Source organism: Prauserella halophila (genome assembly GCF_024171895.1).
Lineage (GTDB): Bacteria > Actinomycetota > Actinomycetes > Mycobacteriales > Pseudonocardiaceae > Prauserella > Prauserella halophila.
Genome location: NZ_JAMTCQ010000009.1, coordinates 167,689 through 194,302, shown reverse-complemented (window position 1 = coordinate 194,302; position 26,614 = coordinate 167,689). Strand labels below are relative to the sequence as shown.

The 26,614-nt window shown below is 69.5% G+C and carries 21 protein-coding genes and 1 tRNA gene; 12 read left to right on the top strand and 10 right to left on the bottom strand.

Annotated elements, in window-relative coordinates; all coding sequences use genetic code 11:
* Nucleotides 1–9: 9 nt before the first annotated feature.
* The 4 genes from LY41_RS07060 to LY41_RS07045 form a co-directional block, all read right to left on the bottom strand.
* Nucleotides 10–1,266 carry a DUF445 domain-containing protein gene (locus tag LY41_RS07060; protein WP_253863070.1) on the bottom strand — a complete coding sequence of 419 codons (1,257 nt, stop codon included), beginning with the start codon at nucleotides 1,264–1,266 and terminating at the stop codon, nucleotides 10–12.
* Between the two features lie 141 nt (nucleotides 1,267–1,407).
* Nucleotides 1,408–2,163 carry an Abi-alpha family protein gene (locus LY41_RS07055; protein ID WP_253863069.1) on the bottom strand — a complete coding sequence of 252 codons (756 nt, stop codon included), beginning with the start codon at nucleotides 2,161–2,163 and terminating at the stop codon, nucleotides 1,408–1,410.
* Nucleotides 2,164–2,826: 663 nt separating this feature from the next.
* Entirely contained in the window at nucleotides 2,827–3,438 is a 612-nt protein-coding gene (locus LY41_RS07050) for an alpha/beta hydrolase (protein ID WP_253863068.1), read from the bottom strand.
* Nucleotides 3,435–4,400, bottom strand: a complete 966-nt coding sequence (locus LY41_RS07045; RefSeq protein ID WP_253863067.1) for a ring-cleaving dioxygenase — start codon at nucleotides 4,398–4,400, stop codon at nucleotides 3,435–3,437. Before LY41_RS07045 ends, LY41_RS07050 begins: the two co-directional genes overlap by 4 nt.
* Nucleotides 4,401–4,568: 168 nt before the next feature.
* Between LY41_RS07045 and LY41_RS07040 the strand changes: the two genes are divergently transcribed.
* Nucleotides 4,569–5,030: a MarR family winged helix-turn-helix transcriptional regulator gene (locus tag LY41_RS07040; RefSeq protein WP_253863066.1), complete on the top strand. Its 462-nt coding sequence runs from the start codon at nucleotides 4,569–4,571 to the stop codon at nucleotides 5,028–5,030.
* 93 nt (nucleotides 5,031–5,123) lie between these two features.
* Here the strand turns inward: LY41_RS07040 and LY41_RS07035 are convergent, their stop codons facing one another.
* Entirely contained in the window at nucleotides 5,124–6,341 is a 1,218-nt protein-coding gene (locus LY41_RS07035; RefSeq protein ID WP_253863065.1) for a DNA polymerase III subunit beta family protein, read from the bottom strand.
* Nucleotides 6,342–6,554: 213 nt separating this feature from the next.
* Between LY41_RS07035 and LY41_RS07030 the strand changes: the two genes are divergently transcribed.
* The 5 genes from LY41_RS07030 to LY41_RS07010 are packed head-to-tail and all read left to right on the top strand — an operon-like array spanning nucleotide 6,555 to nucleotide 14,371.
* Complete coding sequence (locus tag LY41_RS07030; protein ID WP_253863064.1) at nucleotides 6,555–7,679, top strand: pyridoxal-phosphate dependent enzyme; 1,125 nt, start codon at nucleotides 6,555–6,557, stop codon at nucleotides 7,677–7,679.
* 53 nt (nucleotides 7,680–7,732) lie between these two features.
* Complete coding sequence (locus LY41_RS07025; protein WP_253863063.1) at nucleotides 7,733–9,502, top strand: IucA/IucC family protein; 1,770 nt, start codon at nucleotides 7,733–7,735, stop codon at nucleotides 9,500–9,502.
* The gene (locus LY41_RS07020; RefSeq protein WP_253863062.1) at nucleotides 9,499–11,166 is read left to right on the top strand and encodes an IucA/IucC family protein; all 1,668 of its coding nucleotides are present in this window, start codon (nucleotides 9,499–9,501) and stop codon (nucleotides 11,164–11,166) included. The genes LY41_RS07025 and LY41_RS07020 overlap by 4 nt, the downstream gene beginning before the upstream one ends.
* Complete coding sequence (locus tag LY41_RS07015) at nucleotides 11,163–13,118, top strand: IucA/IucC family protein (protein ID WP_253863061.1); 1,956 nt, start codon at nucleotides 11,163–11,165, stop codon at nucleotides 13,116–13,118. The genes LY41_RS07020 and LY41_RS07015 overlap by 4 nt, the downstream gene beginning before the upstream one ends.
* A complete protein-coding gene (locus tag LY41_RS07010) occupies nucleotides 13,115–14,371 on the top strand; it encodes a type III PLP-dependent enzyme (RefSeq protein WP_253863060.1) in 1,257 nt (418 codons plus the stop codon). Before LY41_RS07015 ends, LY41_RS07010 begins: the two co-directional genes overlap by 4 nt.
* A gap of 286 nt (nucleotides 14,372–14,657) precedes the next feature.
* Here the strand turns inward: LY41_RS07010 and LY41_RS07000 are convergent, their stop codons facing one another.
* Entirely contained in the window at nucleotides 14,658–15,440 is a 783-nt protein-coding gene (locus LY41_RS07000) for a metal-dependent hydrolase (protein ID WP_253863059.1), read from the bottom strand.
* A 226-nt stretch (nucleotides 15,441–15,666) separates the two neighbouring features.
* Here LY41_RS07000 and ligD (LY41_RS06995) point away from each other — a divergent pair, with 226 nt between their 5' ends.
* From ligD (LY41_RS06995) to LY41_RS06980, 4 genes are all read left to right on the top strand, one after another.
* Nucleotides 15,667–16,689, top strand: coding sequence for a non-homologous end-joining DNA ligase (gene ligD / locus LY41_RS06995; RefSeq protein WP_308292214.1), 1,023 nt, complete (start codon nucleotides 15,667–15,669; stop codon nucleotides 16,687–16,689).
* Complete coding sequence (gene ligD, locus LY41_RS06990; RefSeq protein ID WP_253863058.1) at nucleotides 16,686–17,627, top strand: non-homologous end-joining DNA ligase; 942 nt, start codon at nucleotides 16,686–16,688, stop codon at nucleotides 17,625–17,627. The genes ligD (LY41_RS06995) and ligD (LY41_RS06990) overlap by 4 nt, the downstream gene beginning before the upstream one ends.
* A gap of 109 nt (nucleotides 17,628–17,736) precedes the next feature.
* The gene (locus LY41_RS06985; RefSeq protein WP_253863057.1) at nucleotides 17,737–19,338 is read left to right on the top strand and encodes an ATP-binding SpoIIE family protein phosphatase; all 1,602 of its coding nucleotides are present in this window, start codon (nucleotides 17,737–17,739) and stop codon (nucleotides 19,336–19,338) included.
* Nucleotides 19,335–19,658, top strand: coding sequence for an STAS domain-containing protein (locus LY41_RS06980; protein WP_253863056.1), 324 nt, complete (start codon nucleotides 19,335–19,337; stop codon nucleotides 19,656–19,658). Before LY41_RS06985 ends, LY41_RS06980 begins: the two co-directional genes overlap by 4 nt.
* 30 nt (nucleotides 19,659–19,688) lie before the next feature.
* Here LY41_RS06980 and LY41_RS06975 read toward each other — a convergent pair whose 3' ends face one another.
* Complete coding sequence (locus LY41_RS06975) at nucleotides 19,689–20,408, bottom strand: SIS domain-containing protein (RefSeq protein ID WP_253863055.1); 720 nt, start codon at nucleotides 20,406–20,408, stop codon at nucleotides 19,689–19,691.
* 122 nt (nucleotides 20,409–20,530) lie between these two features.
* Nucleotides 20,531–22,162 (bottom strand): amidohydrolase, encoded by a 1,632-nt coding sequence (locus LY41_RS06970; RefSeq protein ID WP_253863054.1) that lies wholly within the window; start codon nucleotides 22,160–22,162, stop codon nucleotides 20,531–20,533.
* Nucleotides 22,163–22,497: 335 nt separating this feature from the next.
* Here LY41_RS06970 and LY41_RS06965 point away from each other — a divergent pair, with 335 nt between their 5' ends.
* Nucleotides 22,498–24,090, top strand: coding sequence for an alkaline phosphatase D family protein (locus LY41_RS06965; protein WP_253863053.1), 1,593 nt, complete (start codon nucleotides 22,498–22,500; stop codon nucleotides 24,088–24,090).
* Between the two features lie 60 nt (nucleotides 24,091–24,150).
* Here LY41_RS06965 and LY41_RS06960 read toward each other — a convergent pair whose 3' ends face one another.
* On the bottom strand, nucleotides 24,151–24,348 hold the full coding sequence (locus tag LY41_RS06960) for a hypothetical protein (protein ID WP_253863052.1): 198 nt from the start codon (nucleotides 24,346–24,348) through the stop codon (nucleotides 24,151–24,153).
* A 378-nt stretch (nucleotides 24,349–24,726) separates the two neighbouring features.
* Nucleotides 24,727–24,799, bottom strand: a tRNA-Thr gene (locus LY41_RS06955).
* A 269-nt stretch (nucleotides 24,800–25,068) separates the two neighbouring features.
* Here LY41_RS06955 and LY41_RS06950 point away from each other — a divergent pair.
* On the top strand, nucleotides 25,069–26,592 hold the full coding sequence (locus LY41_RS06950) for a threonine/serine exporter family protein (protein WP_253863051.1): 1,524 nt from the start codon (nucleotides 25,069–25,071) through the stop codon (nucleotides 26,590–26,592).
* Nucleotides 26,593–26,614 lie beyond the last annotated feature (22 nt).

The window sequence follows — 26,614 nt, the reverse complement described above, 5'->3', positions numbered from 1 at the left end:
TACCGACGATCACCCTGTCAGCAGCAGCACGAGCTGGACCTGGAGCTCACCGCACAAGCCTCCGAGCAGCGCACCGGTGAGGATCAGGATCCACTCGTCCTGCTGGAACGCCGGGCGCAGCAAGCCTTCGAACTCGGCATCGTCGAGTTCACGCATCTTCGTCACGAGTGTGCCGCGGATGTCCATGGCATCGGCGGCATAGGTCTCGACATAGCGCAACGTATCGGGCAGTCGTGTCATCACCGAACCGGCTATACGGTCCTTGAGCGCCCCGTACCGTCCACCACCCATGGCCAACAGCACCAGTGGTTTCGCGGCACCGGTGTGCCGAGCCAGCTCGGCATCCACCTGACGTTCGATCATCGTCAGCACCCGGTCGGACATCGGCCCGCGCAGGACGGCGTCGATGACGTTGCGCGGCGTGATGATCTCGGTCGCGATCAGGTCCGCGTAGGCATCGGTGACCTCGTCGCGGCGCTTGAGGAACAGACCTTGCCACGTCACGCCGAAGTACTTTCGCGGCCGCAGCGGCCGGAAGATCATCTTCAGCGCCAGCCAATCGGTGAACCACCCGATGAACAGGCCGAACACAGGCATGACCAGCGGCACGCGCAGGAACAGCCAGACAATCATCTGGACCACGCCGATCAAGGCGCCGAACAGCAGTCCGGAGCGGCCGATGAACCGGAACTCCTTGTGACCCGCCTCCTGGAAGATGCGGTTCAGCAGCGTCTTGTCCTTGACCAGGTGTGTGACGACCATGTCCTTCAGGTCGAACACGGAGTCGACGTCGGCCTTGACCTGGTCAATGACCCTCGCGACCATGTGTGGTGCCTGCTTCTGCACCCGGCGGATCACCATTCGCCGGGCCCGGTCCGGCAATCGCTCCCACAGGTCGGGCTGATACCGCTCGGCCACGTCGGTGACGATCTCTTCGATCGCTTCCCGCAGTGGTGCCTCGATCTCCTTGCCGATGCGCTCCGGATCCAGGCGCTGCACGACGTCCCGCGGCGAAATCAGCTGCTCGGTCATCGTGTCGACCGCGATACCCGCCATGCGCGCCGCCCGTCGCGGCACGATGCCCTGCCATCCCAGAAACGGCCTGCCCCGACGGCGAATCCCGACGAACTCGATCGGTTCGAACATCATGCGGATCGCGACCAGTTTGGTCACCCAGCCGATCAACGCGGCAACCAGCGGAATCGACGAATAGACAGGCCAATACCGCACGAAGTCGTCGACTATCCCGTGCAGGTACTCGACCATCGATCACCGCCGCGCCTCGGAACCACAGCTGTGGCAGCTGCGCCGACCTCGTTATCGGCGCAAGCGCGCATGATCACACGATCGGTAGGCTCACCGCCAGAGCGCGGCACCCACACGTGGGTGACGGACGAGAGGCCACTGTTACGGCGCGCAGGCGAGCCAGAAGTTGATGCCGAGCGGCGTGATCCGCAACGAACCGCGAACGATCTTGGGGCGTTTGACGAGATCCTCGGCCTTCCGCACCGTCTCGTCGGTCATCAGGATCTCGTACTGGGTCGAGAGCTCATTCTGCTCGTCATCGACCTCGGCTAGTCCGAATGCGACCAGGCGCGAGACGTACACCGGCACGTGAGCCGTCGCCGACACGCCGGCCGTCTTACCGATCGTCGACGCGTTACGCAGCACGACTCGGCCCGTCTTGCGCTCGGCGATCTGGACCACCGGGTAGTCGGCACCGTCGGACAACACCGACAGGATGCGCGCCTCATCGGGCGTGAGCTGCCGCAGGATCGACGCGTACAGGTAGTCGCGCGCGCCTTCACGGCTCAGATGCGTGGACCGGTTCAGGAGCGCCGCCATGCCCGCCCGCAGCGGATCGCTCGGCAGCGGCATCGCAACGTCCGTCGACGTGCTGCTCGAACCGGAGCCGTTCCCACCGTGGCCGTCCGCGGCCTCCTCACCCGAGGGCGTACTCGGCAGCTCGGTCAGCTCGAGCAACCTGCGGTTACTGGCGCCCTCCATCCGCTTGTGGAGCTCGGTGAGTGCCTTCTGTTCGAGATTGCGCAGCGAGCGTTCCGCACCGTCGGCACCCGGCAAGCGTTTGCCCAACGAGTAGCCCGTCCGTGCCGCCCATCCGGCCAGCTTGCCCGCGCGCTGCATGAACTCGTCCGTTTCCACACGCCTGATGCTACTGGGCGCCTGTAGTGGACTCGGTGATCACCGCCCGTCGCCGCCACGACACGGGACGCCGCCACAACACGGGACGGCGCCACGACACGGGACGGCACGGCACGGCACCGCCGCACCATTGCCCGTCTCGTCGCGGTCCGTCTCTTCGGAGCCCTGCTCCGCGTCCCTACCGTTGCGGCACCTGCCCGAGGCCGCCGCAGTTCGGGCACGGCCCCTTGCGGTTCGGCGTCAGCCCCGAACCGTGGCAACGCGGGCAATCGACCATGTCGCCGACCTTCATCACGTGCACCTCCCACCGATATCCGGCTTCGGAAGACACGCACTGTAAAACGCGACGGAATAATCTGGATCCGCCGACAGGACCAGTCTGCAACTTGCGAATCACACGGAGAGTGACGAGCTGGTCTGTTCAGGCCAGATTCGGCGGCGACGAACAGCCGCAGCAAGGCCCGGCAGATCGCGTCACCCAGGCATGAAATCCGTAATCGGCCAGCGGCCGGGACGCACGGCCACAATCCCGGCGGACCCGGAAATCCCGGCCCGCCGACGGCCAGGGGTGCTCGGGACCCCGGCTCGCCGCTCAGGCTCGCTCCCTGGCTCGCTCCCCGGCTCGTTCCCCCGGTTCGGGGTACCTGGGCCGGCCCGCGCGACTCAGGACAGGAGCCACTCCCGGGCGGCTTCGAGGCCGTCGACGGTGATCTGGTGCCCGCCGGGATGCCAGCGCTCGGTCACCTCCGCACCGCGGTCACGGAAGGTACGCACCAGCCGCTCACTCGAGTCGAGCGGCGCCATCGGGTCATGCCTGCCGTTCGCGAGGAACACCCGCGTGCCCTCGAGGCGGTCGGCGGGCGGCTCGGGCAGCGGCGACATGGCGGAGAACAGGACCACCTCACTGAGCACGTCCGGCCGCAACATCGCCACGGCCGCGGCGATGTTCGCGCCGTTCGAGAACCCGGCGGCAACCAGCCTGCGTCCGGCAAGGCCGTAGTACTCCCTGGCGGCGTCGATGAACTCGGCCAGCTCACCCGCGCGCACGATGACGTCCTCGACATCGAACACGCCTTCGGCGAGCCTGCGGAACCAGCGCGCCGCCCCGTTCTCCGAGACCGGCCCTGCCGGCGCGATCATCGTCGACTCGGGGCGGAGCTCCTTGCCGAGCGCGAGAATGTCGTCCGGGCTGCCGCCGGTGCCGTGCAGGAGCAGCAGCACCGGCTCGGCCTGCGAACCCTCGACGTACCGGTGGTCGAGTGCCGGGCCCGTCATGCCCGCACCGGATTGTTCGCCGCAGGCAGCTCCAGCTGCGGCAGCGCACGGGCGATCTGTTCCCGCGTCGGCTCGAGCCACGGCGGCAGTTTCAGCGCGCGTCCCAGTTCGAGGAGCGGTTCGTCGATGTCGAAGCCGGGCTGGTCGGTCGCCACCTCGAGCAGCACACCGCCCGGCTCACGAAAGTAGATGGAGCGGAAGTACTGCCGGTCGAGCACCGACGTCACCCCGACGCCGTCATCGACGAGCTCCTCGCGCAGAGCCAGCTGTTCGGCGTCGTCGACGGCACGCCACGCGATGTGATGCACCGTTCCGCCGGCGACCACGCCCTTCGGCGCATCCGGTGTGACCTCCACGTCGACGAGCGCTCCGGAACCGCCGTCGCCCGCCTGGAAGCGGAACCGGCCGGAGTCTTCGCTCGCGAGCGACAGTCCGAGCCCACCGGTGAGCATGGCAGCGGTCGATTCCTCGGAGGTCACCGACATGGTCACCGAGTGCAGGCCGCGGATCGCGTGTTCGGCCGGCACGAACGGTGTGTCCCACGGGGCACGCGGATCGGGCTGCGGGTGCGCGACGAGCGCGATCTGCAGACCGTCCGGGTCACGGAAGAGCAACGACTCCTCGCTGTCACGCGTGACCACCGTGCCCGGCATGGTGCCGGACGCCTCGAGGTGCTGTTTCCACCAGCCGAGCGAGTGCTCCGGAACGGAGAAGGCCGTCGTCGTGGCCTGCCCGGTGCCGATCCGTCCCTGCGGCACCCCGCGCCAGGGAAAGAAGGTCAGCAGAGTCCCGGGGCGACCGGCCTCGTCCCCGTAATACAGATGGTAGGTCTCCGGATCGTCGAAGTTGATGGTCGTCTTCACCAGGCGCAGCCCGAGCGTGCGCAGGTAGAAGTCCACGTTGCGCTGCGGGTCCCCGCCGATGGCGGTGACATGGTGCAGTCCGCTGGTCTCAAAACCCATGGCGATCTCCTCGAAACTCGATGACACGATAATAGCCCTCAACTATCTTTCACGCAAGACATGTCTCTACGAGAGTTTTCTATGCGAGAATCTTCCTGGGAAGCTCCAGTCTTGCGAGATTCGTTGACACGAGAATCTGCATCGACTGCGTCGGATAGGGTGACCGCCGTGACCACAGAGCCGGACGACGACGAGATCGTGACCTGGTGGGGCCTCGTGATCGAGGGCTACCTGGCCACCCAGGACCGACTGATGGGCGAGATCGCGCAACGCTACGACCTGCCACCGGCCTCGTTCGACATCCTCGTTCGCCTCGTCCGCTCGCCGGATCACCGATTGCCGATGACCCGGCTGGCGAAAGAGGCCGCACTATCGAGCGGCGGGTTCACCAAGGTCGCCGACCGCCTCGCTGCCGCCGACCTCATCGAACGAGTACCCAGTTCCGAGGATCGACGCGTCACGTACGCCTCCCTGACCGAACACGGCCGCGAGGTCGCGTCGGCAGCACGCAAGACCTGTGCCGACATCCTGCGCGAGCGCGTGCTCGCTCCGCTGGGAAACCGTTCCTCCGAGGAGCTCGCCGAAGCGATGCGCACCCTCCGCAACGTCAACGGTCCCGGCTCGGCATGACCGGGCTCCGTCACCCCTGCAACTGAGTCACCCCTGCAACTGAGCTCGCTCGACCCGGAACGGCCGGGCGCACCGGCACGACGTCCGGAGATGTCAGGCCCCTGCGGGAGGTCCGACTGGCATCACGAGGGTGGCGAGGTCCCCGTTGTCGGCCGAACGCACCAGGATCGGCTCCGACGGGCCACGGACATCGAGCATCACGTCCGGCCCCACCGCCGTCACCACTGCGGGATGCAGCACCGGAACACCGAACCACGTCTCCGTGTCGGCACCGTCGACCGTCGCCTCCACGACGCGCTCGACCTCCCCGCACTCGACCTCCCCGCGCACCCGCGCACCACGCGCAGCCCCTTCCGACACGGCGCCCTGGGGGTGAACCGTGCCGCCCGGATCGACTCCACCGGGCTCACCCGACTCGACGACCACGCATTCGCCGGCACGCGTACGCAGGCGGATCGTGGGCTCGTCGCAGCTTTCGATCGCCCGCAGCAACCCGTCCTTCGCGACGACCACCCGCGCCACCGGGTCGGAGAGGTTGGCCCGCAACGCGTGGTGGTCCGGGAACTCGCCGTCGAGCAGTCGGCAGCGCACCGCTCCGGGCACGTGCCCCGGAACACCGCCGGAACCGCCCGCGCCACCCGTCCCGGCGCCGGTTGCCGTCCGGAACCGCACACCGTCCGGCAGCGCCTCGATCCGCACGACGTGCCGGCCACGGATGTCACCGAGCACCGCGCGCAGGTCGTCCCCGCTCAACGTCGCCGACCATGCCGTGCCGGACAACTCGTCCGGCACGAGCGTGCGGGTGGACAGCCGGAACCGGTCGGTCGCCGTCAACGTCAGCGCCTCCCCGCTCATCTCCAGCCGCACGCCCGCGATCGCCGGGAAGTCGTCCGAGACGCCGGTCGCGACGAGTACCTGGTCGACGGCCGCCGCGAACACCGGCCCCTTCATGGTCGCCAACGGCACCGCGTCCTCGCCGGTCAGCGCCGTCTTCACCTCGACAGCCAGCCGCCGGGCCGCGTCGGCGCGCGCCGACAGTGTCGCCACGTGCTCGTCGATCAGCCGTACCGCATGGGCCGGATCGGCTGTCAGCACCTGTTCGACGGTCACCAGGGGCATGTCGAGCTCACGCAGTCTGCGCAGCGTAAGGGCACGTTCGAGCTGGTCGACGTGGTAGTAGCGGTATCCGGAGGTCGCGTCGACGTCAGCGGGCCGCAGCACGCCGGAGTCGCCGTAGAACCGCAGCGCGCTCGCGGTGAGGCCGCTGCGGCGGGCGAACGCTCCGATCGGGATCAGGTCTGTCTCGGGCATGGCGACGATGCTGGCCCTTCAGGCAGCTCGAAGGTCAATTCCCGGCCGAAACGGACCGGAAACCGGTGGGCGGCTCATCGTGGTCGCGACTCGCAGTCGCGACTCGCAGTCGCGACTCGCAGTCACGATTCGTGGTCGAATGGTCACCTGACAGTGGAGCGGGAACCAAGGTAAGACTATCCTTACAGAGGCTCCGACCCATCGAGGTGATCCGTGCCCATCGCTGCTCCCCACCCCCGAACAGCACCCATCGGCAGTGCACCCACCGAGAACGCACCCACCGAGAACGCACACCCCGGGAGCGCACATCCCGGGAGCGCAGCCGACTCCGTCCTCGACTGCATCGGCCACACGCCGGTCGTGGCGCTCCGCAGACTTTTCCCCGAGCCCGACGTCGAGGTACTCGCCAAGCTCGAACTGATGAATCCCGGCGGCAGCATGAAGGACCGTTCGGCGCGCTACATCGTGGAAAGCGGACTGCACGACGGCACACTCCACCCCGGCTGCACCATCGTCGAGAGCAGCTCCGGCAACTTCGGCGTCGCACTCGCCATGGCCGCGCGGGTACACCGGCTCCGGTTCGTCTGCGTCGTCGACTCCAAAACCACCCGGGCCAATCTCGCCCTGTTACGGCAACTGGGCGCCGAGGTCGAACTGGTCGACGTGGCCGACGACCCGGGACCCGATCCCGCCACCGGCACCGCCACGGGAGTCACTGCCGACCCCACCGATCCCGAGACCGTGGCCTGCGATCACCTCGGCCGGCGACTGCGCCGCGTGCGGGAGATCCTCGACGAACGTCCCGACGCAGTGTGGATCAACCAGTACGCCAACGACCGCAACTGGCAGGCCTTCTACCACGGCACCGGCGCGGAACTGGTCGAACAGCTGCCGGCACCACCTACCGTCCTTTTCGGACCGGTCAGCACAACGGGAAGTCTGCTCGGCTGTTCCCGGAGACTGCGCGAACAGTTCCCTTCGCTCCGGGTGACGGCTGTCGACGCGGCCGGATCCGTGATCTTCGGCGGCGCTCCCGGCCGACGCGACATCCCCGGCATCGGCGCAGGCCGGGTGCCGGAGCTGTGCGTGCCGGACGAGATCGACGACGTCGTACACGTCGGCGACGCCGACGCCGCACTGGCCTGTCGCGAACTCCTCGCCACCGAGGGCATCTTCGCGGGAGGATCGAGCGGATCGGTGGTCGCCGCCGTCCGCCGCAGCCTGCCCGCACTTCCGCGCCCCTGCCGCGTCGTGGCGATCTTCCCCGACCGGGGCGACCGCTACCTCGACCTGGTCTACGACGACGCCTGGCTGGCCGAAGCGGTCGCGCGTGGCTAGCCGGCCGCGACACCCCTGGCCGAGGAGCCGCCGTTCCAGTCCGAGGAGCCGCCATGCACTGCGATGACACCGCACCGACCGACACGACACCGCCTTCCACCTCGCAGCCCTGCACCACGCCGCCTTCCAGCTCACAGCAGGCCGCCGACCCGGTCATGACCGACCTGCTCGACACGCTGATCCGCGAACGGCTGTGCGGCTTCGCCGACGGCACACTCGACGGCGAGGACTACCGGGTCGGTGACGGGACCCGCCACGGCTGCGTGCATTTCCGCGTGCGACCCGGCGGCGCACTGCAGCCGTGGCGATATGCGGGTGGTCCGGTCCGCCATGACGGCCGCGAGGTGACCGCCGCCGAGCTGCTCCGGCTCGTCGCCGCACGCGAGCCTGCCCCCGCACCGGACGACACCGGGCAGACCTCCACCGGGCAGACCTCCACCGGGCGGACCACCGGCGGGCAACCGGCCACAGCACGAGCCAACGCCGAGCAGCTCGCCGCCGACATCGATACGGCCACCCGCCACGCCGCCGTGCCGGCCGACGCAGGCGGCATCCACGACGACGCCGAGCTGACGACGGCCGCGCGGGGAAGACCGTTCCATCCCACGGCACGCGCCGTCGTCGGGTGGAACTCCGACGAACTGGTCCGCTACGGACGCAGCGGGACCGGCCTCGACTGGCTCGCCGTCCGTACCGCACGCCTGCGGTTCGGCAACGGCCCGTGGAACATCGGTGAACTGCCGGGAGCGCCCGCCGTGGACACCGGTGAAACACTCGTCCCGGTGCATCCGTGGCATCTCGACCACGTACTGCGCGCCGAGTACGCGGAGGAGTTCGCCGCAGGAGACATCCGGGTCGCGGCGCGCGAGACGGGCCGGTGGCGACCGACGTCGTCCGTGCGCACGCTCGCGCCCGCGGCGTCGGGTCCCGGCGCGGGCCCTCACGTGAAGCTGCCACTCGGCGTGAACACGCTGGGCTCGGCCAGAATGCTGCCGCCGCGCTACCTCGACAACGGCCAGCGCGGCGAACGGCTCCTGCGCGACGTCGCAGCCGCCGATGCCGAACTCGCCGAGCTGGTCGTGATCGCGGACGAGACGTCGTGGTGCGGCTGGGACGGCGACCCGTACGCCGACCGGCCCGGACTGCTCGCCGCCCAGCTCCGCCGGTATCCGGCCGACGCCGCAGGGGCGGTCCCGATGGGTGCGTTCGCCGCGCCGGAACACTACGCTGCGCATCCCGTCGACCCGGTGGCGTTCTTCCGCGGGCTCGCGGACGGCTTCTGCGCCATGGCTGTCGGATTCCTGTGCCACGGCGTACTTCCCGAGGTGCACGGGCAGAACGTGCTGCTCGCCGGGAACCGGTTCGTGTTGCGCGACCACGACACGGTGCGCTACAGCCCCGCGTGGCTGACCGCGCCCGACCCCGCATATCGCGTCCAACCCGGAGCGCGCCAGTCCTTACGCCTCGACGACCCCGCCGAGCTGGTCGGCTACCTGCAGACCCTGGGGATCCAGGTCAACCTGTACGGCGTCGTCGACGCCCTGTCACGCCACTACGCCGTTCCCGAGAGTCGCTTGTGGACCCAGTTGTGCGAGGCCCTGACCGACCGCCTCGACCGGCGGGAAGTACTGCACCGGGACGACCCGGCCACGCGGCGAAAGGTCCGGATCCTGCGCGAACTGTTGCTGCACGCCCCGACGTGGCCGAGCCGCGAGGTACTGCGACCGCTGCTGCAGCGCGGCCGGTCGAGCGGCGTGAGCATGCCCGCCGCGACGGGCACGGCGTCGAACCCCTTCACATCCCCGACTCCGCACCGAACATGACGCTCCCATCGCCCCACTCCCGCGCGCACCGGGCCACGGTCCGGCGCATCCTCAACGCGTACCTGCGGGAGAACCACTTCCACAGCATCGCCGAGGGACCGTTGACCGTGCCGCTGCCGGCCACCGGTGGCGTGCTGCACCTGACCGTCACGTACGCCTCGCCCACCGGCCATCACGACTACGCCGAGACCCGCCCGGACGTGATCGACACGCTCCTCGGCGAGCTCGAACGCCGCACGGGATTCGCCGGCGCCCGCGTACTCCGGGCCCAGATCGACGGCAGCATCAACCGCACCGCACGGTATCTCGCCCGGGCACAGCCGCCGTCCGAGCCACAGCCGCCGTCCGAGCCACAGCCGCCGTCCGAGCCACAGCCACCGTCCGAACCACAGCCACCGTCCGAACCACAGCCACCGTCCCAGCCATCGCTTCCCGGGTCGCCGCCGTCCGGGCCGCCGTTGTCGCGCCTGCGCCGTGGGACCGGCCTCGATCCGGCACGGGATTCCGAGCAGAATGTCCTGTTCGGACATCCGTTCCATCCGACGCCGAAGAGCGCCGAGGGGTTCAGCGACGCCGACGTCGACGCCTTCGCACCGGAGCTGGGCGTCTCGTTCGGACTGCCCTACCTCGCCGTCGCACGCGGCCTCGCCAGGGACGAGGGCGAGGTCACGGTTCGCGACGACGTCGCCGCCGCCGTCCCGGACGGATACGTGCCCGTGCCCGTCCACCCGTGGCAGCTGCGCCGGCTGCGGTGCAACCCCGCCGTGCAGCGACTCCTCGACAACGACGCGGTGATCGAACTCGGACCGCGGGGCGACGAGGTCTACCCGACGTCGTCGGTGCGCACCGTGTGCGATCCGGCTGCCGGCGTGACCTGGAAACTTCCGTTGCACGTGCGTATCACGAACTTCGTCCGCAACACGCCAGCCGAACACCTGCGCCGCTCCGCCGACGCCGCCCGTGCGATCGCACGGCTCCCCGCCTACGACGGCTTCGAGGTCGTCGGCGAAACCGGCCTGCGCACGCTCGACCCCGCCGTCGTCGGCCACGATCTCGCGGCCGAGGTCAACGCCGTACGCCGGATCGCACCCGACAAGCGCGCGCACGTACTGGCCGGACTGCTCGACGAGCCCACCGTGCTCGCCGGATGTGCCGAGCGCTCGGGAGACGTCGCCGAATGGCTCCGGCGGTATGTCACGATCGCGCAGGTGCCGTTGCTGACGGCATTCGCCGACCACGGCATCGCGTTCGAGGCACACGTCCAGAACTCGCTGCTACGACTCGGCGACGACGGGATGCCCGACCGCTTCCTGGTGCGCGACATGGAGGGCGTGGCGATCAGCCGCGAGCACGCCGGGGAACTGCCGTCCGACAGTCCGGCACTTCACGACGCCGGGGAGTCCTGGCTGCGACTGTGCTACCACGCGATCACGAACCAGTTGGCACACGTCATCCATGCCCTCGGCAGGCACACCGCTGCAGGCGAGCGAGCACTGTGGACGGTCGCCGCCGCCCAACTGGAGCGCTTTCCGGCCGCGGAGCGCCTTCTCGACCTGCCCGAGCTCCCCGCGAAGACCAACCTGCTGAGCCGCTTCACCCAGCGCGGCGAGCGCCCTCACTACGTCCGAATCCCGAACCCACTCCGGAAGGCGACGAGCCGATGACAGGCGATAAACTCGACGGCGCGGCATTCGCTGCCGAGGCCCTGGCAGGACCCGCCGCAGCGGCGGTGCATGCACGCGTACTGCACCAGCTGCTCGGTTCACTGCTCTACGAAGGTGCCTTCGGCACCGGCTCCGTCACCGTCACCACCGAGACCGATGAGGCCGGCGCCGCTGCCGACAGCGGTTCCGCTGCCAGTGGCGGTGCCGCTGCCGATGGCACTGCCGGCGCCGCTGCCGGTTCCGTGCCGCACGACGGCAAGACCCGGCAGGGCGAGATCCGCTGCCCGAACGGTGTCCGCTACACGTTCCTCACCAGGCGCCGGGAGACGTTCGGCCGCATCACCGTGGACCGGCTGCTCCGTGACGGCACGCCGCCGACGTCGATCAGCGGCTTCCTCACCGACGTCCGCGACCTGCTCGACGCCGATCCGGAACACCTCACCCGGTTCGCACGGGAACTCGAGGAAACCCGGATCAAGGACACGCTCGCGCAGCACCACCGAAGGCGCACCGAGAAGGAGCCGCTCGCCGGGCTGGACGCCGACACCCTCGAAGGAGCTGTCACCGACGGCCACCGCTACCATCCGACGTACAAGTCACGTATCGGCTTCGGCATTCTCGAGAATCTCGCCTACGGTCCGGAATTCTTCCCCGACGTCCGTCCACTGTGGCTTTCGGTCGACCGGTCGCTGGCCGAGGTCGGGACGGGCGCCCACGTCGACGAGAACGACCTCACACCTGCCCCGTGGCGCCCCGTCGACGGCGATCGCACGCTCGTGCCCGTCCACCCGTGGCAGTGGGACCGCCATGTGGCGACGGCCTTCGCCCCCGAGATCGCCGCCGGTGCGATCACCCTGCTGGGCCCCGATCCCGACCGATTCCGGCCACAGCAGTCGATCCGCACTCTGTCTCACGTGACCGACCCGTCTCACGTGACCGACCCATCCCATGTAGCCGATCCGTCGCACGTGACCGATCCGTCCCATGTGGCCGATCAGTGGCTTCCGAGTCTGAAACTCGCGATGTCGCTCGTGAACACCTCTACCAGCCGGGTACTCGCTCCGCACACGGTCCACAATGCACCGTTGATCTCCGACTGGCTGGCCGGGATCGTCGACGCCGACCCGTTCCTCCGGAACGAACTGCGCCCCGTGCTGCTGCGCGAGATCGCGGGCGCCGCCGTCACCCCCACCGACGACGATCCGCTGCGCAGGAGCGGTACGTACGGCACACTGGCCTGCATCTGGCGCGAGAGCCTGCACCCGTATCTCGACCCCGGCGAATCCGGCGTACCGTTCACGGGCCTCACCGCGCGCGGCCTCGACGGCACCCCGCTCATCGCCCCGTGGCTGCGTGACCAGGACATCACCGCGTGGGTCCGCCGGCTCGCCGAGGTCGTCGTCGTACCGGTGCTGCACCTGCTGTGTCACCACGGCGTCGCGCTCGAATCCCACGCGCAGAACCTGGTGCTACTGCACCGCGACGGCGTTCCCACGCGCGTGGCGCTGCGCGATTTCCACGACGGCGTGCGGTTCTCCCGCGACCGGCTCGCCGACCCGGAGCGCTGTCCACCGTTGCGGCCGGCACCGGAGCACCACGCCAACCGCAACTCGTTCGTCGAGACCGACGATCCCGGCCTCGTCGCCGATTTCGTACTCGACGCCTTCCTGTTCGTCGGCGTCGGCGAACTGGCGATGTTCCTCGCCGATGCCTACGGCCTGGCCGAACGCGACTTCTGGTCGATCACCGCCGGCGTCCTGCGCCGCTACTTCGACCGGTTCCCCGACGCCCGCTACGACGTCTTCGCCGAGGGAGTGAACGTGGAGAAGCTGACGACCCGCAGGCTTCAGCCCGACACGGAACTGCGTCTGCACCGCGTTCCCAATCCGCTCGCCCCCGCAGCCGCCACTGCAGCGAGCACCACCGCCACCACCGCGCCGGAGGTGCCGTGACCGCGCCCGAACCGGCCTGCCGCTACGTCTACGACCTCGGCGGCCTGGCGGCGCACGTCCGCGACGTCGTCGCCGCGCTGCCGCAGCGCTGCCGGATGTTCTACGCCATGAAGGCCAACAGCGCGCCGGAGATCCTGCGCACGCTTGCGCCGCTCGTCGACGGGTTCGAGGTCGCCTCCGGCGGCGAGTTCGCCAAGGCGCGCGCGGTGGGCGACGACGTGCCCGTGGTGTTCGGCGGACCGGCGAAAACGCCGACGGAACTGGCCGACGCCCTCGCCGGAGACGTGCTGCGGTTCCACGCCGAGAGCGTGCTCGAACTACACCGGATGTCTCGCGTGGCCGCCGCGGCAGGCCGCACCGCCGACGTGCTGCTGCGCGTGAACCTGGCGGACGCGCTGCCCGCCGCGACGATCGCCATGGCGGGAGCGCCCACCCAGTTCGGCATCGAGGAAGCCCGACTGGGGCAGGCGATGCGGACGGTGCGGGAGCTGCCCGGCGTGCGCTTCGCCGGCTTCCACCTGCATTCCCTGTCGAACAACCTCTCCCCAGCCGCACATCTGGCCATGCTGCGGCTGTACCGGGACAAGATCCTCGACTGGGAGCGGGAGTTCGGCGTGGCCTGCGACGTCGTCAACGTCGGCGGCGGCATCGGAGTCAACTACGCGCCGCCAGAGAACACCCCGCAGCCCGGCGACATCACACAGCCCGGCAACACCACACAGCCCGACGACACTGCGCAGTCCGACAACACTGCGCAGTCCGGCCTTCCCGGCATGGTGGGACCGCAGTTCGACTGGCCCGCGTTCACCACCGAGCTGAGTCGTCTTGTCGACACGTTCCCTTCCCACTGGAGGGAGGTCGACTTCGAATGCGGGCGGTTCCTCGTGGCGGCCTGCGGTACGTACGAGACCGAAGTGCTGGACGTCAAGCGCAACCACGGCACGCACTTCGTCCTCGTCCGCGGTGGTACGCACCACTTCCGCCTGCCGTCGTCGTGGCAGCACAGCCATCCGTTCCGCGTGCGTCCCGCCGACGACTGGCCGCCGGACCTGCCCCGCCCCGAGGCCGCAGGCACCCCGGTGACGATCGTCGGCGAGCTGTGCACCCCGAAGGACGTGCTCGCCCGCGACGTCGTCGTCGACCGGGTGCGGGCAGGGGACGTGCTCGAATTCCGCTACGCGGGCGCCTACGGCTGGGAGATCTCCCACCACGACTTCCTCAGCCACCCGCACCCGGAACACGTCTTCCGCTGACGTCCGTTCGGGTGGGCACGGTCGTCAGCAGCGCGCCGCGGGGTGCCGGTCGTCACGCCGGCGCAGGTGCTGAGCGAAGGTGCGGCCGGGGCGGGTCCTGACGAGCCACAAGGCCCTGGACGGGAGGCTGACCCCGCTGGGCGCGCTCATGGGCGGATTCGTCGCGGCGCACCGGACCCTCCGCGGCGTCTGGTGGATCGCCGCGATCATCCACGCCGCCGTCGCCCGATACTGCACGAACGCAGAACACGCGGGACAGAGTGCAGAACCCGCGCGGGTGGGAGGGTCAGCCGTTGGCCGCGGGGGTGCCGGACAGCACGGGTGACACCAGGTCGATCAGCCACGGGAGTACGCCGGGCAGTAGCAGCACCGCGAGCACGGAGAACACCGGGAAGATCAGCTTGTTCTCGACGCCCTTGCCGGTGCGGAACCGCAGTAGCGACGGCGGCCGCAGCTCGTACCAGGTCTCGCCCGCGATGGGCAGTGGGAACAGGAACGGGCAGCCGGACTCGGTGAGCGCATCGCCGAGACAGTGCGTGACGCAGCCGACGGCGACCGCCAGCCCGAGCAGTCCGCCCATGGCTTCGAGTTCGGCGAGCGCGTCCGGTTTCGCCTCCCACGCCCACCAGATCGCCGCACCACCTGCCACGGGAAGCAGCCAGTCACCGAGTGCGTCCTCGGCCAGCAGCAGTCCGAACAGGACCACGACCGCGACGACCCATGCGCCGCCCATCTCCGTTCCCCCGGCCACCGCTGCGCCGAGCGCCGCCGCGAACAGCACCGTGTGTGACAGGTGCCGGTGCACACCGCTGTGGTTCTCGTCGCGCGGCCCCTTGGTCACCGAGTACACGGCCGACGACGCCGCGCGCAGTATCCGCGAGATGAGCCGGGTCAGTGGGCCGAGCAGCTTCGATGCCCGGGCTCCCGGATGGTCGAGGTCCGGTAGCAGTGCGTAGCCCGCGGTGGTCGCGGCGAACACCAGCGTCTGGGCGAACGAGGTGACGCCGGCCAGCGGTGCGACGGCGAGTCCGGCGCACCAGCCGGTGAGCGCGTGCGTGCGGCCCATCATCGAGGAGTCGTCCTCCGGTGAGTATCGGGAACAAGATCATCGAGCAGTCTTTCGCATGCCTGCGCGAGGGCGGGCATACCCCTGCAAGAGTCGGGAATCGGCGCGCGAGGTAAGGCAGGCACGAACCACTCGGCGGCACTGGCCGGGCTCGCCGGGTCGCGGCGCAGCAAGGGCGCGCCGGCGGCTCGGCGGGTGAACCCGGGCCGGATCGGGTAGACCGTCGCCCATGACGGCGGACATCGACGCCCCCGAAGAGCCCGAACCGCTTCCCCCTGTCCTGCTGCCGATGCTGGCCACACCGGGCACGCTGCCCGGCGATGACGGCTGGTCGTACGAATTCAAATGGGACGGCGTACGCGCGCTCGTCCGCGCCGACGGCGACGAGTTCGCCGTGTTCTCCCGGCGCGGCGGTGACATCACCGGCGTCTACCCGGAGCTGGCGGGACTCGCCTCGCAGCTGGCCGCACCGGTGTGGCTCGACGGGGAGATCGTCGCGCTGACCGGTGGCGTTCCCGCGTTCGGCGCACTGCAGCAGCGCATGCACGCCGGTGGCGCCCGTGCCCTGCAACTCGCCGCGCAGATTCCGGTGACCTACGTCGTCTTCGACGTGCTGCACCATGCCGGCCACGGGCTGCTGGACTCGCCGTACGCCGAGCGCCGCGAGCTGCTCGAATCGCTCGGGATCGCCGGACCGCACGCGGCGGTCTCCCCTCGCTTCGACGACGGAACGGCCGTCGCCGAAGCCGCCTCGTGGCAACGCCTCGAAGGGGTGGTCGCCAAACGGTGCGGTTCGCCGTACCGGCCGGGGCAGCGCAGCAACGACTGGGTGAAGGTCACCGAGAACGCCACACTGGAGGTCGTCATCGGCGGCTGGCGACCCGGCGAGGGCAGGCGCGCGAGGACGTTCGGCTCGCTGCTGCTGGGACTGCCTGCCGAGGACTCCGGCAGCGGGTCCGACAGCGGCAGCGGCGCGGCCGGGCGCCCGCTGCGCTATATCGGCCAGGTGGGAACGGGATTCACCGACGACATGCTCGCCGAGCTGTCCGCCCGGCTGAGCGAGCTCGAAACGGCCGACCGTCCGTTCGCCGCCGACGACGTTCCGCACGAGCGGGCCCGCGGGGCACGCTGGGTGCGCCCGGTGCTCGTCGGCGAGGTCGCGTACAAGGCGTGGACCGAGGACGGCCGGTTGCGCGCGCCGTCCTGGCGCGGGCTCCGCCCCGATCGCGCTCCGGAGGAGTTGCCGTCGTGAACGCAGATCCGAACAACCCGGTCGTCGACATCGACGGCCGGTCCCTTCGTCTATCCAATCTGGACAAGGTGCTGTATCCGGCCGCGGGTTTCACCAAGGGTGAGGTCATCGACTTCTACGTCACCGTGGCGCCCGTACTGCTGCCGCACGTCCGGGACCGCCCGTTGACGCTGAAGCGGTTCCCCGACGGGGTCGACGGCGCGTCGTTCTTCGAGAAGAACGTGTCCCGCCACGCCCCCGACTGGATTCGCACGGTGCGCATCGACACTCCGGGCAGCTCCCGCGGCTCGGAGTACGCGGATTTCGCACTCGTGCAGGATCTCCCAACACTGGTGTGGACGGCGAACCTCGCGAGTCTCGAACTTCATGTTCCACAGTGGACCGTCGGACCCCGCGGCGGGGTACACGAACCGGATCTGCTCGTGTTCGACCTCGACCCGGGCGAACCCGCCACGGTCGTCGAATGTTGCCGGGTGGCACGGCTGCTGCGCGAACTACTGGCCGACGACGGGTTCGCCGCGTATCCGAAAACCAGCGGGTCCAAGGGAATGCAGCTGTACTCGCCCATCCGCACCAATGATTCGCAGCATCCGCGGGAGTACGCCAGACGTCTCGCGCAACGAGTGGAGAGCGAACACCCCGACCTCGTCGTCTCCCGCATGACGAAAAAGCTCCGCGCGGGCAAGGTCCTGATCGACTGGAGCCAGAACAATCCCCAGAAGACCACGATCGCGCCGTACTCGCTGCGCGCACGCCCTCACCCCACCGTCTCCATTCCCGTTGCATGGGAGGAAGTTGCCGATTGCATCAACCCGGGCGATGTGACATTCACCGCCGCGGAGGCCACGGACCGCATAGCGTCACGAGGCGACCTGTTCGCACCCCTTCTCGGCCCAGATCGCCCGTCGCTCCGCGCAAACACCGTCTACCACGGGTGACAACCGGTCGACATCCCGTACAGCACGGCCCCACGACGAACGAAGGGAGAATCGACAGGGCCGCACCGAACCGATGCCGTGCACGCGCCGGAGGGTTAGCCTGAACCCCATGCCGAAGTCCCACCCGGACAGCGTCACGGACCACCTCCGCCGGATCGAGGTGGTCACCGACGCCGCGCTCGCCCACCTGGAGGTCGAACGGCTGCTCGAGGAAATCCTCGAACGGGTCCGGGAACTGCTCACCGCCGACACGGCCACCGCGCTGCTACTCGATTCGAGCGGGCAGCATCTCGTCACCACGGCGTCGTCCGGCATGGAGGAGGCGGTCCGGCAGGGCGCCCGCGTCCGCCTCGGCGAGGGTTTCGCGGGCAGGATCGCGACGACACGCGAACCGCTCGTGCTGAATCATGTCGACGAGACGACGGTCGTCAATCCGATCCTGTGGCATCGCGGAATCCGGTCGTTGGCGGGCATTCCACTCATAGCCGACGGCGAACTGCTCGGCGTTCTGCACGTCGGTTCAATCACGGAGTGCCAGTTCGACGACACCGACGTCGAGTTCCTCCGGGTGGCCGGCGACCGGGTCGCGATGGTCACCCGCAATCGGCTGACCGGATCCGGGCACGCCGCCGCACTCTCACTGCAGCGCACGCTACTGCCGGGCACTCTTCCCGAGATTCCCGGTCTCGACATGGCCGCGCGGTACGCACCCGGGGAAGCGGGCGGTGCCAGCGGCGACTGGTACGACGTCTTCCGACTGCCCTCCGGCTGGCTGTGCGCCACGATCGGCGACGTCGTCGGCCGGGGCCTCGACGCCGCCACCGTCATGGCGCGGCTCCGCACCGCCGCCCGCTCGTATGCACTCGATTCCGCCGACCCGGCCGAGGTCCTGACCAAACTCGACCGCCACATCCGGCACTTCGAACCGAACATGATGGCCACGGTGAGCTATGCCATGTGGGAGCCGTCACTCGGCCGCATGCATCTGTCACTGGCGGGTCATCTCACTCCTGTGATGGCCCCCGAGAACGCCCCCGCCGAGCTACCGGACATCCCCGTCGACCCGCCCGTCGGCGCGGGCACCGTACCGCGGCCACGCCGGACGACGGTCGTCGACGTCGCCCCGGGCACGACCGTGCTCTTCTACACCGACGGGCTCGTCGAGCGCAGGCACCGACCGCTCGACGACGGGCTGGCGCTGCTGCGCGACGTCGTCGAGTCGGGGCCTGCGGAACCGCTGTGCTCAAACGTGATGCTGCGCCTCGTCGGCACCGACCCCACCGATGACGACATCGCGTTGCTGGCGATCCGGCGTCATCCCGCCGCGGTGCAGCCCGAGCTGACACTGACGCTCGACGCCGTGCCGGAATCACTCGCGGAGGTCCGCGCGGCGCTGCGCCGCTGGCTTCCGACGGTCGGCGCCACCGACGACGACCTCGACGACGTACTGGTCGTCATCGGCGAGGCGGGCGCGAACGTCGTGGAACACGCCTACGGCCCGGCCGGTGGCCGGTTCGAGCTGCGGCTGACGGCTTCGGACGGCCTGCTCGAAGGGACGGTCCGGGACCACGGCAACTGGCGGCCCGCCCGCGGCACGAACCGGGGCAGGGGGACCCAGCTGATGCAGCAGCTGAGCGACGAGCTGCGCATCGACCACGACGACGAGGGCACGACGGTGTATCTGCGCAGAAGCTTGGGGAACCGGTCATGACGGTGGCGCACGTCGAGTCACGCAACGAAACGGAACCACAGCGAGTCGAGATCACGGTGACCGGAGAGATCGACCTCTCCAACGCCGATCAGGTGCGCGACAAGCTGTACCAGGCGATCGACAACGACCTGGTGCACGTGTCGCTGAACCTGACCGAAGTGTCCTATCTGGACAGTTCAGGACTGCACATCCTGTTCACCCTGGCAGGCCGGTTGCAGCGGCTGCAGACCGAACTGGCCATCGTCGCACTGCCGGGCACTCCGGCCCGGCGGATCGTGGAGCTCGCCGGTTTCGGCGCGGTGGCGACGCTGCACCCCTGACGAGCCTCCGCCGTCAGCTCAAGTCCACTCTCAGCTCAGATCGGCCGTCAGTTCCGGGATGCGGTCCGAGTAGCGCGCGAACAGCTCGGCGTTGCGCTCATCGCCACCGGACACGTTGGCGCTCGTCCACAGTGGAAGGACGCTGCCACGCTGATCCGCCTGCCGGTGCAGCTCCGCGAGCACCGCCGACCACGTGTACGCGCCGAGAACGGTCGATACCGCCGACGTACGCGGCGCGGCCGTCGGATACACGGCATCGCCCACGGGCACCCCCGTGTCGAGCACGAGGTCGGCGTGGTCGGCGACCCGCGTGCCCGCACGATCCGTCGAACCCGCCGACGCCGCGATCGATGTGACGGCGATCACGGGCACCTCGCGCGCAGCCGACTCCTGCGCGATCTCCACCGGATACGGGTTGCGCCCGCTCGTGGAGAACACGACCACGACGTCGGGTGGCGTCGGCTGTGCTCGTTCGACCAGCGAGCGCCCGCGGCCGATCTCCCGCTCCGCGGCGGTGCTGCGCAGCGCTCCGCCGAGCGGGACGACCTCCGGATCCCACAGCGGCCGCACCGCGGCGAGTCCGCCTGCTCGGTAGAACGTCTCGCACACCATCGCCACCGAGTGACCCGCACCCGCCGTGTGGATGACGCCGCCGTCGTCCACGCAGTCGAGCAGCATCGTCGCGGCCCGTCCGACCTCATCCGACGCCTTGTCCACCGCGTCGAGCAGTTCCCGCACGGTTTCCCTCATCACGCACCTCCCGATTCGCTCAGCCACCCGCAGGCTCGCACCACCCGCCGGCAGGCCCGTACAGCCCCCACGTAGCGTGTCGGGTTCGTCTCACCACGTGCGCCCGCGGTTTGCCGAACGGCTCATCCGGGGAACGAGAAGCGGTCGGCCCCGTGCACGGCCCGGCCTGCGACGAGCGTGGCCTGCACGCCGATGCCGCCGATCTTCGAGCCGGGCACGGCCGTGGGGTCGTCGTCGAGCAGCACGAGGTCGGCGTACATGCCCCGTTCGATCCGCCCGCGCACGTTCTCCTGACCCGCGGCGTAGGCGGCGCCGGTGGTGAAGGCCCGCAGCGCCTGCTCGGCGTCGACGCGTTCGCCGGGCGAGGCGATGGCGCCGCTCTTGGTCTCACGCTCGACCAGCGATTGCATCCCCAGCAACGGGGCACCCGCCGACACACACGGCCGGTCGGAACTGCCAACCACGGGAAGCCCCGCGTCCACAAAGGACTTGCTGCGGTACACCCACGGCATCCGCTCCTCGCCGATGGCGTCGGCGATCGTGTCCCCGATCTCGTAGAGGAACCGGGGCTGCGGCACCGGCACCACGTCGAGTTCGGCCATCCGCGCGAGCTGCTCGGGCCGCGTCATGGCGGCGTGCTCGATCCGGTGCCGCACCCCGGGCCGCGGCAGTTCCCGCTGCGCCTGTTCGAAGATGTCGAGCGTGAGGTCGATGGCACGGTCGCCGATCGCGTGGGCCGCCACCCGCCAACCGCCGTGATGTGCCGCGAGGATGGCCTTGCGGAGCACCTCCGGGTCGTCGCCCAGCAGGCCGTGGGCGTCACCGCCGCCGTGCCCGCAGAACGGCGCCGTCACCGCGGCGGTGCGGCTCGACAGCGCGCCGTCGGTGAAGATCTTCATCGGGCCGATGCGGAGGAACTCGTCACCGAACCCGGTGCGCAGGCCCAGGTCGAGGCCGTAAGCCTCGTCGACCTCGTGCAGCACCTCGCGGGCAGGCATCAGCTCGACGCGCTGGCTGAGGTCCCCGCGGGCGCGCGCGAGCTGGTAGGCGGCCGCCTCGGCGGGACTGTGGCCGATCCAGCCACCACCGATACCCGCCTCGGTGACGTGCGTGAGGCCTTCGGCCGCATACACCGCCGAAGCGCGCGTGATCGCGTCCGCCAGCTCACCCACCGGGTACGGCTTCACCAGCCGGTCGACGAGCTGCTGCGCCTGCTCCGCGAGCAGTCCGGTGGGTGCGCCGTCGGCGCCGCGTTCGACGGCCCCGCCCTCGGGGACCACGGCCGAGCCGTCCAGCACGCCGGTGAACTCGAGGATCTTCGTGCTGACGGTCGCCATGTGCGCCGAGCGGTGCTTGAGCCACACCGGCCTGCCACCGCCCGCACGGTCGAGCGCCGCGCGATCCGGGTGACCGCCGAGAGCGAAGTCGTCGTATCCGGAACCGATGACCCACCCGTGACCGGGCAGCTTCGCCGCCTCCGCCGCGACCGCGTCGTAAAGCTCTTCCGGCGTCGTGGCGGTCGACAAATCCATCTCGGCGAGCGACAGGCCGTACCAGACCATGTGGTTGTGGGCGTCGGAGAACCCCGGGGTGACGGTGGCGCCTCCGCCGTCGACGACGTGGCGGGCGGGTAGCTCCGTGACCTCGTCGTCCACCCCGACGATGCGCCCTCCCAATACCCCGATCGTGTGGGCACGCGGGTGGGCGGGGTTCAGCGTCAGAGCGCGCACGTCGCGCAGCAGCAGATCCAGCATGGCGACAGGGTAGGCCCACCCCTTCGCGCATGTCCTGCACTCGGCACCGCATGTCCTGCACTCGGCGGCCTCCGCGGGCACGTAGCGCAGGGGCACGTGGCCCGCGGTTCTGGCAGGATCGACGCCGACGGTCGCGGCGCCGGTGGGTGTTTCGAGCGTGGCCGACGAAGCTGCACACTCCGCTACGGACGGAGGTCGAGAAGCGTGAGCATGCAAAGCGGCCTGGGCGAGCGTGACCGCAAGGCCGAGATCGTCGACGTGTTCGCCGACGCCTTCCGGAACGGCGAGATGCCCGGTCTCGAACTCTCCACCCCGATTTCGTGAAGAAGGCTGGCGTGACGGCACAACTACTACTCGGACCACTGCTGAGGCACGTCGGCGAGACCACCGCAACGGTGTGGGTCGAGACCGACTCCTCCTGCGAGGTCGACGTGCTGGGCAGCACGGCCCGCACCTTCGAGGTCTACGGTCACCACTACGCACTGGTCGTCGTCCACGGGCTCCGGCCTGGCGCGAGCACGCCGTACGAGGTACGGCTCGACGGTGAGCTCGTCTGGCCGGAGCCGGGGTCGGCCCTGCCGGCCTGCCGGATCCGGACGCTGGGGGCGGGTACCTTCCGGCTGGTTTTCGGTTCCTGCCGCAGGCCGGGGCACGAACGCGGCATCGGATCCGACGCGCTCATCGCGTACGCGCGCAGGATGGCCGAGTTCGACGAGTCCGAGTGGCCCGAGGCGCTGCTGCTGCTCGGGGACCAGGTCTACGCCGACGAGCCGACCGCGGAGGCCAAGGAGTGGCTGGCCACCCGCCGGGACCTGCGCCGGCCGCCCGGGGCCGAGGTGACCGACTTCGACGAGTACGCCCACCTCTACTACGAGAGCTGGACGGAACCACTGCTGCGCTGGCTGCTCTCGACCGTGCCGACGTCGATGATCTTCGACGATCACGACGTGCGCGACGACTGGAACACCTCGCGGGCGTGGCGCGAGCAGATGTCGAAGAAGCCGTGGTGGCCGGAGCGGATCCGCGACGCGCTGGTGTCGTACTGGGTGTATCAGCATCTCGGCAACCTCGGGCCGGACGAACTCGCCGACGACGAGGTGTTCAAGGCGGTCACCGGCCACGACGGCGATGCGGCACCGCTGCTGCGCGAGTTCGCGCAGCGTGCCGACGCCGACAGCACCAGCGTCCGGTGGTCCTATCGACGCGATTTCGGGCGGATCAGGCTGCTCATGATCGACACCAGGGCCGGGCGGATGCTCGAGCCCGGCGACCGGTCGATGGTCGACGACGACGAGTTCACCTGGATCGAGGACAACGCCGAGGGCGAGATCGACCATCTGCTGCTCGGGTCCTCGCTGCCGTGGCTGCTGCCGCACTCCATCTCCGACGGGGAATCGATCAACGAACGCGCCTGCGATGAACCAGGACTGCGCGGCCGATGGGCGGAGATGCTCCGCCAGGTTCTCGACATGGAGCACTGGGCGGCGTTCCGGAGGTCGTTCGACCGGCTCGCGCGCCTCATCCGCCGGGTGGCGAGCCGCCGCGACGCTCCGGCCTCGGTCACCGTGCTCTCCGGCGACGTCCACCACCACTACGCCGCCGAAGCCACGTTCGGTGAGCCGGTGCGGTCCCGGGTCCACCAGCTCACCTGCTCGCCGGTGCACAACGAGGCGCCCGCCTACATCGCGTGGGGTTTCCGGATCGCGTGGTGGCGACCGCTGGCGGCCGTCATGCGCCGGTGGGCACGCCGGGTCGGAGTCGCACCCGCCGACGTGGACTGGCAACGGGTGTGGGGCCCGCACCTGCCCAACGCCGTCGCCACCGTCGAGATCGACGGCCGTGAGTCACGGGCGATCTACGAACGCGCCGAAGGCGACGAGCTCGTCACCGCAGCGCGGTTGCCGCTCACAACGCCACCCGACCGGTGAGGACGGGTGGCGGCCAGGCGGTGAGCCGCTCGATGTTCTCCCTCACGTCGTCCACAATTTTTACTTGATCAAACACACGGTCGAGATATCTATTACACAATCCGGTGATTGAGCCACCGACGGCACGCGTCGAAACACACCGAAGGTCGACATGACATCCACCAAACGGGAAACGACCTTCACCGGACCGGCGCGGCCGACCGGCTCATCCCCTGACGGTTCGACCTGCACCTCGACATCCACCTCGACGACATCCACCTCGACGGCACACAGCTCGACCCGGAAACACAATTCGGACAAGCGCCGGCGAAACCATGGAGACCGCTCCACGTCCAGACAACAGGACCCGTTACTCGACTGCACCTACTCGGCGATCACGAGGGGGAGAGTTCGCACCCGCCGCCGGACAACGTGACCGGAATCCGAACGTCGAACCGAGACCAAGACCCGAGCCGATACCGATACCGATACCGGGACCGGACCCGAGGCCCGAGCCGGGGCCAAGCCCCAGGCCGAAGCCGGAGCCCAGACCGGGGACCGGCCTGAGACCGGAGCTGAGAACAGAGCTGAGAACAGAGCTGAGACCGAACAGAACCAGGGGGTCTCCGGTTTCCGGAAACCCCCTGGTCGACACGGAGCCGGCAACAGGATTCGAACCCGCGACCTGCTGTTTACAAGACAGCTGCTCTGCCAACTGAGCTATGCCGGCACGGCCCCGCCGGAGCGGGACGCGGTCCCCAGTATAGAACCGCGCGATCCGCCGCGCGCGAGCCTCCCGCAACCCGCAACAAACAGCGGTCCAACACACGCCGAACACACACTCCCACCTGCGAAAACGCCTACAATTGAGTAAATTGGACGCGGTGCAACGGCTCGCGCCGAAACGTGTCACAGGACACATGATCGGGAGTGCAACGGTGCGGCCCCGGTGGGCGATTCCATGAGGGAACAGATGAGCAGCTAGGGAGGTGGGGCCGTATGAAACTCAAGCCGCGCGCGAAGACGGCGGGGCATCGCCGGCACGCGTGGCAGATCCTCGAAGCGCCGACCGAGGATCGCAAGCACGATACCGACAACCGTGGTTCTCGTCAGCATCGCGGCCGTAACCTCCGGCAGCGCGCCTGGCAGATCCTCGAAGCCCCCACCGGCGAGCACCCTGCGGTCGAACCCGACACCGTGATCGGCCCCCAGCTTCCCGACGAACCGACCGTGCACATGGTGCTCGATCTCGTCGTGCGCATCGGCGAGGTCCAGATGGCCAGCGGTGCGGGCGCCTCCGACGTCACCGCGACGATCCTCGCGCTCACCCGCGCACTGGGCCTGCCCCACTGCGAGGTCGAGGTGATCTTCACGTCGATCACCGTGTCGTGCCACCGGGGCAGCGAACTGTCGCCGGTGACGGCCCTGCGCGTGGTCCGGTCCCGCAGCCTCGACTACACACGGCTGTCCGACACCGAGCGCCTCGTGCAGAAGCTGCTCCGTAACAAGCTCAGTGCCGAGGAGGCCTACGCCGAACTGCACCGCGTCACCAGCGCCGGCCACCCGTACCCGCGGTGGGTGTCGACGCTGGCGTGGGGCGGCATGGCCGGCTTCATCGCGCTGTTGCTCGGCGGTGACATCTGGACCGCACTCGTCGCCTTCGTGATCAGCTCGGTGACCGACCGGATCGGCCGCATGCTGAACCGCGTGTCCATGCCGTTCTTCTTCCAGCAGATCACCGGCGGCGTGCTGGCCTCGGCGTCGGCGATCGGCGTGGTCAACCTGAACGTGCTGCCACTGGAGAGACCGACGCTGGTCGTGGCTGCGGCGCTGACGGTGCTGCTGTCCGGCCTGTCGACCGTCTCGTCGGTGCAGGACGCCATCACCGGCTACTACGTCACCGCGGCGGGCCGAAGTCTCGAAGTCGCGCTGATGTCGGCGGGACTGATCACCGGCGTGGCGGGCGGTATGCAGCTCGCCGAGTACCTCGGCGCCGCGAGCACACCCGTGCCGTCGGTGTCGTCACTGCAGGTGCTGAACCTGCCGATCGTCGTCCTGGCCGGTATCGGTGCGGCCGCGTGCTTCGCGCTCGCGTCCTACGCGAGCCTCCGCCCGCTGCTGGTCGCGGCGGGCGCGGGCGCAGTCGGCGCGTGCGCCTACGGCACGCTGATGATCCTCGCGGCGGGGCCGATCGTCTCGGCGGCGGTCGCGGCCACGCTCGTCGGCCTCGGCGGCGGCGTCATGGCACGCAGGCTGAAGGTGACGCCGCTCGTCGTCGCCGTCTCCGGGATCACCCCGCTGCTTCCCGGCTTCGCCACGTACCGCGGACTGTCCGAATTGGCCGATTTCGGCAATATGACGCCGCTGATGGGCGCAGTCGCGACGGGTATCGCACTCGCCGCGGGCGTGGTGTTCGGCGAATTCCTCGCCCAGCCCGTCCGAACCGGACTCGGCAGGCTGGAACGCAAGCTCGCCGGGCCACGCATGGCCGGGCCGCTCGACCCGGGAGGGAACCCGGAGTAGCCGCACCGCGCTAGTGTCGACC